Here is an 8,579-nt window from a genome sequence, read left to right as displayed (position 1 = left end):
CAGATCAGCCAACAGCCCAAGCCGCATAAACTGCGGTCCTCACGCCACGCTTACTCATGATGGGAAGGTCCTTTCGTTGAATACAACATTCATGTTCTCCACCTGTTCCGCGTTGCGGGCGCATCGGGCGCGTGCTAGTCGCGCCACATTATGGCCACCAATGCGGACGACCTCTCGATAGCGGTGGCCAGCGCGTGAGCGTCAGCACCGTGGACCCCGCGGTTCGCGCACAAGCGGGCGCAACCCATCATCACCACAGCGGCGGCCTTGCCAAGCTCGCGCTGGGCGCGATCGGTGTCGTCTACGGCGACATCGGCACCAGCCCGCTCTACGCGATGAAGGAGGTCTTCGTCGGGCATCACCCGCTCACCGTCGATTCGCTCCACATCTACGGTGTCATCAGCCTGGTCTTCTGGTCGCTGATGCTGATCGTGACGCTGAAGTACGTCCTGATCGTGCTGCGCGCCGACAACAATGGTGAGGGGGGTAGCCTCGCGCTGCTCGCGCTGATCCAGCGGCGTTCGGGGGCGGGAAAGAAATGGGGGACGAGCCTCGTCATCCTCGGCGTCCTCGCCACCGCCTTGTTTTTCGGCGATTGCATGATCACCCCGGCGATTTCGGTGCTGTCGGCGGTTGAGGGGCTGGCGACGGTCGAGCAGGGCTTCGATTCGTTCGTTCTGCCAATCGCGGTGACGATCCTGATCGCGTTGTTCTACATGCAATCGATCGGCACCGAGAAGGTCGGGCGGCTGTTCGGCCCAATCATGGCGGTCTATTTTGTCGTGCTGGCGGTGATGGGCGTCTCGCACATCATCCAGCGCCCCGACATCCTGTTCGCGCTCAACCCGCTCTATGCGATGCGTTTCGCAATGAACGACGGCGGGTTGGCGTTCCTCGCGCTCGGCTCGGTGGTGCTGGCGGTGACCGGGGCTGAGGCGCTTTACGCCGATATGGGGCATTTCGGCCGGCGTCCGATCGAGCTGGCGTGGCTGGCCTTCGTGCTGCCGGCGCTGATGCTCAATTATCTGGGGCAGGGCGCGCTGCTGCTGCAAACGCCGTCGGCTGCCGAAAATCCCTTCTTCCTGATGGCGCCTGAAAACTTGCGCCTTCCGCTCGTGATCCTCGCGACGATGGCGACAGTAATCGCCAGCCAGGCGGTTATCACCGGCGCCTATTCGGTCGTCCAGCAGGCGGTGCAGCTCGGGCTGATGCCGCGCATCCGCATCACCCACACCAGCGCGTCCGAGGCAGGGCAAATCTACATTCCCGCCGCCAATTGGGCGCTGATGGTGATGGTGCTGCTGCTCGTGTTCGGCTTCGGCGAATCGTCGAACCTCGCCGCGGCCTATGGCATCGCGGTGACCGGGACGATGTTCATCTCCACCTGCATGATCGGCGTGTTGATCCGCCGCGTATGGCATTGGCCACTCTGGGCGACGGCGTTGTTCGAAATTGTCTTCCTGTCGATCGACGGCCTGTATTTCGCATCGAACCTGACCAAGGTGCCCGACGGCGGCTGGTTCCCGCTGCTGGTCGCGGTGATCGTCTTCGTGTTGCTCACCACGTGGTCGCAAGGGCGCAAGCTGATGATCGAGCGGATGCGCGAGGCGGCGATGCCCATCAAGATCTTCATCGATTCGGCCGCGACTTCGGCGACGCGCGTGTCAGGCACCGCGGTATTCATGACCTCGACGCCGGAGGGCGTGCCGCACGCGTTGCTCCACAACCTCAAGCATAACCGTGTCTTGCACGAACGGGTGATCCTGCTGACGGTTCGCGTCACCGATATGCCGTATTTCCCCGAGGAGGATCGCTTCCTCCACGAAGATCTCGGGCAGGGCTTCCACCGCGTCATCCTGCGCTATGGCTTCATGGAAGAGCCTGATGTGCCCGCGCATCTCAAGACCTTCGACGGCTGCGGCGCGGCGTTCCGGATGATGGACACCAGCTTCTTCCTCAGTCGTCAGACGTTGCTGGCCTCCGAGCGGCCCGGGATGGCGATCTGGCGCGAAAAGCTGTTCAGCTGGATGCTGCGCAACGCCGAAAGCGCGATGGAGTTCTTCCGCCTGCCCACCAATCGCGTCGTGGAGCTGGGCAGCCAGATCGAGATTTGACCGCGTCGTTCGACCCTGCCCCGATTATTGTCACCGCGCTGTTCGGGCGCGGCGATCAGGCGTTCTTCGATGCCGAGCGCAGCACGTATTTCCCACCCGAGCGCAACCAGCTCGCGGCGCATCTGACGATGTTCCACCATCTCCCGCCATCAATCGCGTCCGAGGTGAAGCAGCGGCTGATCGCTGAGACGCGCGGCGTCCCCGCGCCGCGCGCGCGGATCGCCGATGTCATCTCGCTCGGGCGCGGCGTCGCATACCGCATCGATTGCGACGAGCTGGCCGCGATCCGTGCGCGTCTCGCTGAAGCGTTCGCCGGACTGCTGACACCGCAGGATGCCGGCGGTTGGCGTGCGCACGTCACGGTGCAGAATAAGGTCGAGCCGGCGGTCGCCAAGGCGTTGCTGACGGAACTGCGCGCCGGATTTCGCCCGCGGCCGGTCACGATCGCCGGACTGGCCGCCTATTGGTATCGGGGCGGTCCCTGGGAAATGTTGTCGAAGCATTCGTTCGCGGGTTGACCGCGTCGGAACGGCTGTTATAGCCCGCGCCTCACGAGCGCTGGTTCCCTCGGAAACGGGGCGGAGTAGCTCAGCTGGTTAGAGCAGCGGAATCATAATCCGCGTGTCGGGGGTTCAAGTCCCTCCTCCGCTACCAAGCGTTCGTGCTTCCAAGCCATTGATTTGACGCTTCCGGATTGCGCTTGCTGGTGGTGGTCCACGCGCGCCGGTCGTCTGGATGCGCGTTCGACCCCTCCAGTTCCGTATGTCGTCGAGGGTCTTGAGCTCGCCGTCATGTGCTCTCGTGGGTTGGAACAAGTGCGGCATCGGGCAAGGCACCGCCGCGCCAAGGCCGCTGGCGGATGGCATTATCCTACATTTCGGTGGGCCGCCTTGCCCAAGGATGCGCAAATGCCCGCCTAATGATGAGTGATGGAGTGGTTGGCTTCTCGGGCTGTTGATTGACGCTGCACGGATTACGAGAGGTTTAGGGAGGCCTCGTTGATCCGCTCGATCTCGATCAGCACCTCGGACGTCTGGCGAGACAAGCCGCGGACTTCATCGGCAACAACCGCGAAGGCCCGGCCGTCACTGCCCAGGCGCGCCGCCTCGATCCTGGCGTTCAACGCGACGAGGCGGGTGTCGCTGGCGATTTTCCCCACCCGCTCCAGCATCGATCTGGCTTCGCGGGTGAGCACGACGCGCTTTTCGCTAACTGAGCGCAAATTCCGCTCATGCGTGACGTCGACGAACGTCAAGACCGCCCCGCCTGGTGGCAGTGGACTGAAGCAGATCTCGAGCACCTTGCCGTCGTCATAATGGTGATCGAAGGTTCTGGCGCAGCCCTCCGCCATCCATCTGCGATGGTTGTTCAGGATCAGCTGCCTGCGATGAGCCGACCAGCCGACGGCTTCTCCCACGCAGTTGATGAAGGAGGGTAACAGGTGACCGGCCGCGACTGCCTCTGGCGCGAATGAAAGAAGACGAGCCACATGTCGATTGATCAGGCGAATTCGTTCTTCCGCGTCGTAGATTATGATCCCATGACGCATATGCTCCATGAGAATCTCTAGTTGTCTTGACGGATCATCCAACTTCGACAACGCTACACCTCTTATAACCTGCGTTATAAGTGAGGTGTTGCGTGTTCGTTAACGCGATAACCTGCTCGGTCGGCGCTTGTGAACAAGCCCGACAACAGATGCTTCCGGTGAGCAGCGATCAGAGCGACCGATCGGGAAGCTTTGACTCTTTCCAGAGGTCGCTGGTTAATGGCGGCTCCGCTCAGCCGACAAGCGCTGTCGGCTGACCTAAGGCTTGCCCGGTAAGCATCTTGTATTCCCAAAATAATATGGCACCGTCCTGGTAATAGGGGAATGGAGGTCGCGGGGGGAGATCGGGGGAATGAACTGGTTCGATCAGCTACAAACCTTCATGCCTCATGGCATGTGCCTGTTGTGGCGCCCGGAGCTGATGATCCTGCACATCGGGTCAGATGCGCTGATTGCGCTTGCCTATTTCGCCATCCCGTTCGGGATTGCCCGGTTTGTCGCGGGGCGCACTGATCTGGATCAGGGGCACCGTTATCTAGCTCTTCTATTTGCGGCGTTCATCGGCCTATGCGGCGTAACTCACGTCGCCAGCATTATGGTCCTATGGTACCCCTTCTACGTAACCGAAGGATGGTTGAAGGCGATAACTGCCGTTGCGTCGATTGCGACCGCGGTGTTCGCCCTTACGCTCGTTCCGAAACTGTTGCGCCTGCCCTCCATGAAGGCATTGCAGGAGGAAATCGACGAGCATCAATCCACCTTTCTTGAATTGAACGCGGCGCGTGCGGCGCTTGCCCTGCGCGTGGACCTGACCGAATCCGAGTTGAGGCAAGCCCGGCAGGATCACGCCGACTCGGACAAGCTTCTGAAGACGGTCATCGAGGCGGTGCCGGGCGCTATCTACGCGAAAGACAGGATGAGCCGGATGCTCATCGCCAATAGGAGCGCGCTACGCTTTATCGGCCAACCATGGGCCGTCGTTGCAGGGCGATCAGACGATCAATTCCTGTACGATGTAAAGCAGGCGAGGGCCATCATGGCGAATGACCAGTTGGTCATGAGCACCAACACGACGCAGGAAATGGAAGAGGTCATCACCCTTCCTGATGGCAATTTGCGGACGTTTCTGTCGACGAAAGTTCCGCTCAGTGATGATGCGGGCGGAACAAGTGGCATCGTGGGCGTGTCGATCGATATCACCGACAGGAAAAAGGCCGAGGCTGAGGCGCGCCAGCATATCGAACATGCGCTGGCGGAAAAGACGAAAGCTTTACAGCAGCGGGATATGCTTATCCGTGAAGTATATCATAGAGTAAAGAATAATCTACAAATTATCGACAGCTTACTCGTGATGCAAATTCGAACAATAGATGATGCTGACGCACGCGGTGCACTTAATAATATGCGTGGACGTGTGTATGCTCTTGGCTTGGTTCATCACCAATTGATGTCGGCGGAAGATTTTTCAACATTCGACCTTGCACCATTTCTGCAAGAGCTGGTGGAAAACATCGTTGAGGGATCGGCGTCAAGTGAAATAGCGGTATCTGTTGATGCTGAGCCCATGACGGTTGGGCTGGACTTCGCCATCCCTTTTGGTCTGCTTGTCACAGAACTGGTCACTAATGCGATAAAGCATGCTTTCCCCTCGGGTGAAGGAAGCGTCACAGTCAGGGTGATGCAAGTAGGAGACGGCAACGTCACGCTGATTGTCAAAGACGATGGCTGTGGGAGCGCGACTGTTGCTTCAGAAAGTGCAGCAAAACGAAATGGTTTAGGTAAAAGCATCATTGATGGCATGGTTCGCCAGTTGCAGGGAAGTATATCATACAAAATACAAAATGGAACGATCGTTGAGGTGCTTTTAAAGGGGCCGCCGGTAAGATGAGCAATCTCCGAAACCAGATCCTGATCGTGGATGATGAGGAGATGATTGCGATGGCATTCCGGTGCCAGATTGAAGATCTTGGATTCGTAGTTTGTGGAACCGCCGCGACTGCTAAAGAGGCTGTTGATCAGGCGATCGCCTGTCGTCCCAAACTCGTCTTGATGGATATGCGTCTGCGGGGTGAAGAAGACGGGGTAGACGCTGCACTAGCTATCCACCACAGCGTCGGCTCGCGCGTAATTTTCGTGACTGGCTCCAAAGAACCAACAACGGTGGAGCGGATAAATCTCGATCATCCATGGGCAATCTTGTTCAAGCCGGTTTCTTATCGACAGCTTGAAGCCGCAGTGAAGAGCGCAATGGAGGATTGAGTGCTCAAAAGCGAAACGTAGATGCTCCAGGGGCTAGGCTCATTGGTTATAGCCAGAGGATGACGGTCGTCGCTGGGTGACGGCAGAGAAGAAGGTTGGTAAATAGGGATTGTCGCGTGGTGCGATGCCGGGTCATACCTTTATGCCTTCGAGCATGACTCGATGCGGCCACGGCGTCTGTAGCTGCGCTTGTTTATTAAAAGGGGCGGGCAGCAGGACGCGAACTTGCATGTTCGCGATTTCAACCGGTCGTTAGCGTCTCCCCGGCGAGGACTGTCTCAATTTGAGACAAATTGATCCAAGGCGCCTGGATCGAAAGCCTAAATTTATCATTACTGACATATTGGTAGATGTGAAACAGGCGTGTCGGTTCGCAATCGAATAGTCATGGCGCCCGTTCGAAACGATATCGGGAAAAGGGGGAATGTATCGCGTGTCGGTGACTTTCTATTCCCCGGCGCCGATCCCACCGGACGAAGCGGTGCGAAACGCCGCTGTTTACGCCTCGGGGCTGCTCGATCGGATGAACGATCCGACCCTTAACGCGATCGCGAAACAGGCCAAAGAACTCTTGCACGGCGATTGGGCGGGCGTTGCCTTGATCGTTGATGACGTGCAGATCGTGATCGCATCCTCCGGCGGCCAGATCGGTCGCTACGAGCGGGCGCGCTCCATGTCGGCGCATGCGATCCTCTCGCCAGAGCAGGTTTTCTGTGTTCCGGACGCGAGAGCGGCAGAGGCGTTCGGCTCGAATCCGTTCGTGCGAGTGGGACTGATCCGTTTTTTTGTCGCTGCGCCGCTCGTCAACAAGGCGGGTCTAGCGCTCGGCGTCTTGTGCGTCTCAAGCCGAACCCCGCGCCAAGCCATCGACGACAGCCAAGCCAATGCGATGCGGTTACTTGCCTCACGCGTATTCGCTACCCCATGAACTCCTGAAATGGGACAATTCGCCGATTGATGTGCCGCGGATTGCTTAACAGGCAAGGGACGCACTGCTAACCGGGCAAGTACGCACGACGGCGAAAGGGGCAGCGGCGTGCGGCGGGGAACTTCGATGAGAGTATGGGCCTTTGTCGCGGCGGCAGCGGCAATCGTGGCACCGACGGGTGCCAGCGCGGCCGTTACGTACACGTTCGCCACGACCGAGCCGTTCGCGGGCGGCGCTCTCGAATTCACGGTCGAAACCGACGCGTTCGTTGGAGAGGAGTGGATCCAGCGGGCGGCGCTGAAGAACGCGTCCACCGCTATACAGCGTGTACGCTTCGAGGCGACCTGTCCGGACGGCGGCGGCACAAGTGCCTGCGATCAGGTCAGCATCGTCGCGAGCACCGGCTTCGGTTCGACGGTCGTCTATCGCTATTTCAACGACGGTGCCTTTGCGGAGGCTGGTTCCTATCAGTCGAAGAACACGTCGACTGCCGCCACGCTGACGGTGTCGCGGTCGCTCACGCCCGCGGTGCCCGAACCCGGCACCTGGCTGACGATGCTGCTGGGCTTCGGCCTGATCGGCTTCGCCCTGCGTCGCCGAACGATCCTTCGCTTTACTTGACGTTGGCGGGCGGTGGCTCAGGCGGCCATCGCAGCCATGACGTCGGTTTCGGAGGCGACGTGATCCTCGATCACGCAGCGGAAGTCGAGCCCGGGAACGCCGTGGTCGCTGGGCACCGAAGCCTGCGCCACCACCAGTCGATCGAGCGACTGGACCCGGGTGCCGCGCATCTCAGTGGCATGCGAATGGCGCTCATGGAAACGCCGCGTTCCCGTCGTCGCGACCACCCGGCCTTCGCTATCGACGATCGAGATCGTCGCGCGCCGTGACGAGCGGTTCATGACGTCGATCAGTCGCGCAACCTGCCCCTCGAAATCATATTCGAGATAGCAGACGCCCACCGTCACCCCCTCGACGACGACCGGGGCGACGAAGATCAACACCTTGCGATCGTGCGACCAGGGATTGGACCACACCTCGTCGGTCGCCCAGCCGTTCGGCATCGGTCCATCCATCGCGGCCCGGAATTGGCCGTAATTCTCGAAACGAACGGTTCGCACGGAGGCATTGTCATGCGCGCAGACCCCGACTTGCCCGTCGGCCGCGACAACGAACGCATTGAGGAAATAGGGAGAGAAGCCCAGCAGCGACCGCATCCGCTCCAGCGCGCGCGCTTCGGCGCGGGCATCGCCGGGCAGCAACAGGCTTTCGCGCACCGCATGGTCGCTCGCCAGCACGCGCACGTCGATCGTGCGGTCGAACAACGTCCGCGACAGGGCGTCGGCGATCGACTGCGCCAGCTCGCCCAGCCGCCCGCCTTCCAGCTCGCGAACCAGATCGGCGGCGATTTCGCTGCCTTGATGAAGCCGGCCGAGCAAATCCTCGCGGAAAGCGCGCGAGGAATTGCTCGCCTGCGCCGCCAGCGTCTTCACCTCTTGCGCCACGACCCCGAAACCACGCCCGGCCTCGCCCGACCGCGCGGCTTCGATCGCGGCGTTCAGCGCCAGCAGCCGCGTCTGTCCCGCAATCGCTTCCGACCGATCGGCATGCGCGGCGACCTCGGCGCTCAGCATTGACAGCAGGGACCGGATACGGCGCGGCATGACATCTCCATCGACGATCGTGCCGGCTTAAAAGCGCCGGGTTAACCAACCGTATGGAAAACGGC

8 protein-coding genes and 1 tRNA gene are annotated in these 8,579 nt (G+C 60.4%); 7 read left to right on the top strand and 2 right to left on the bottom strand.

All coding sequences use genetic code 11. The annotated features are described in order from the left end of the window. Positions 1-194: 194 nt before the first annotated feature. The 3 genes from AADI75_RS07650 to AADI75_RS07640 all read left to right on the top strand — a co-directional run bounded on the left by AADI75_RS07650 (position 195) and on the right by AADI75_RS07640 (position 2,768). Positions 195-2,114 carry a potassium transporter Kup gene (locus AADI75_RS07650; protein ID WP_341208441.1) on the top strand — a complete coding sequence of 640 codons (1,920 nt, stop codon included), beginning with the start codon at positions 195-197 and terminating at the stop codon, positions 2,112-2,114. Next, positions 2,111-2,632, top strand: a complete 522-nt coding sequence (locus AADI75_RS07645) for a 2'-5' RNA ligase family protein (protein WP_341208440.1) — start codon at positions 2,111-2,113, stop codon at positions 2,630-2,632. Before AADI75_RS07650 ends, AADI75_RS07645 begins: the two co-directional genes overlap by 4 nt. Positions 2,633-2,691: 59 nt before the next feature. Then, positions 2,692-2,768: transfer RNA gene (locus AADI75_RS07640), tRNA-Met, on the top strand. 319 nt (positions 2,769-3,087) lie between these two features. Here AADI75_RS07640 and AADI75_RS07635 read toward each other — a convergent pair. Continuing rightward, positions 3,088-3,714 (bottom strand): PAS-domain containing protein, encoded by a 627-nt coding sequence (locus AADI75_RS07635; protein WP_341208439.1) that lies wholly within the window; start codon positions 3,712-3,714, stop codon positions 3,088-3,090. 301 nt (positions 3,715-4,015) lie between these two features. Here AADI75_RS07635 and AADI75_RS07630 point away from each other — a divergent pair, with 301 nt between their 5' ends. From AADI75_RS07630 to AADI75_RS07615, 4 genes are all read left to right on the top strand, one after another. Continuing rightward, on the top strand, positions 4,016-5,551 hold the full coding sequence (locus tag AADI75_RS07630; protein ID WP_341208438.1) for a histidine kinase dimerization/phosphoacceptor domain -containing protein: 1,536 nt from the start codon (positions 4,016-4,018) through the stop codon (positions 5,549-5,551). Further along, positions 5,548-5,922, top strand: a complete 375-nt coding sequence (locus tag AADI75_RS07625) for a response regulator (protein ID WP_341208437.1) — start codon at positions 5,548-5,550, stop codon at positions 5,920-5,922. The genes AADI75_RS07630 and AADI75_RS07625 overlap by 4 nt, the downstream gene beginning before the upstream one ends. Before the next feature lie 424 nt (positions 5,923-6,346). Continuing rightward, positions 6,347-6,850: a GAF domain-containing protein gene (locus AADI75_RS07620; protein WP_341208436.1), complete on the top strand. Its 504-nt coding sequence runs from the start codon at positions 6,347-6,349 to the stop codon at positions 6,848-6,850. A gap of 126 nt (positions 6,851-6,976) precedes the next feature. Further along, positions 6,977-7,471: a PEPxxWA-CTERM sorting domain-containing protein gene (locus AADI75_RS07615; protein ID WP_341208435.1), complete on the top strand. Its 495-nt coding sequence runs from the start codon at positions 6,977-6,979 to the stop codon at positions 7,469-7,471. Positions 7,472-7,488: 17 nt separating this feature from the next. Here AADI75_RS07615 and AADI75_RS07610 read toward each other — a convergent pair whose 3' ends face one another. Continuing rightward, on the bottom strand, positions 7,489-8,514 hold the full coding sequence (locus tag AADI75_RS07610; RefSeq protein WP_341208434.1) for a methyl-accepting chemotaxis protein: 1,026 nt from the start codon (positions 8,512-8,514) through the stop codon (positions 7,489-7,491). Positions 8,515-8,579: the final 65 nt, after the last annotated feature.

It is taken from the genome of uncultured Sphingomonas sp. (genome assembly GCF_964021865.1).
GTDB lineage: Bacteria > Pseudomonadota > Alphaproteobacteria > Sphingomonadales > Sphingomonadaceae > Sphingomonas.
Note: the sequence above shows the minus strand (reverse complement) of the source record. Positions and strands in the feature narration are given on the sequence as shown.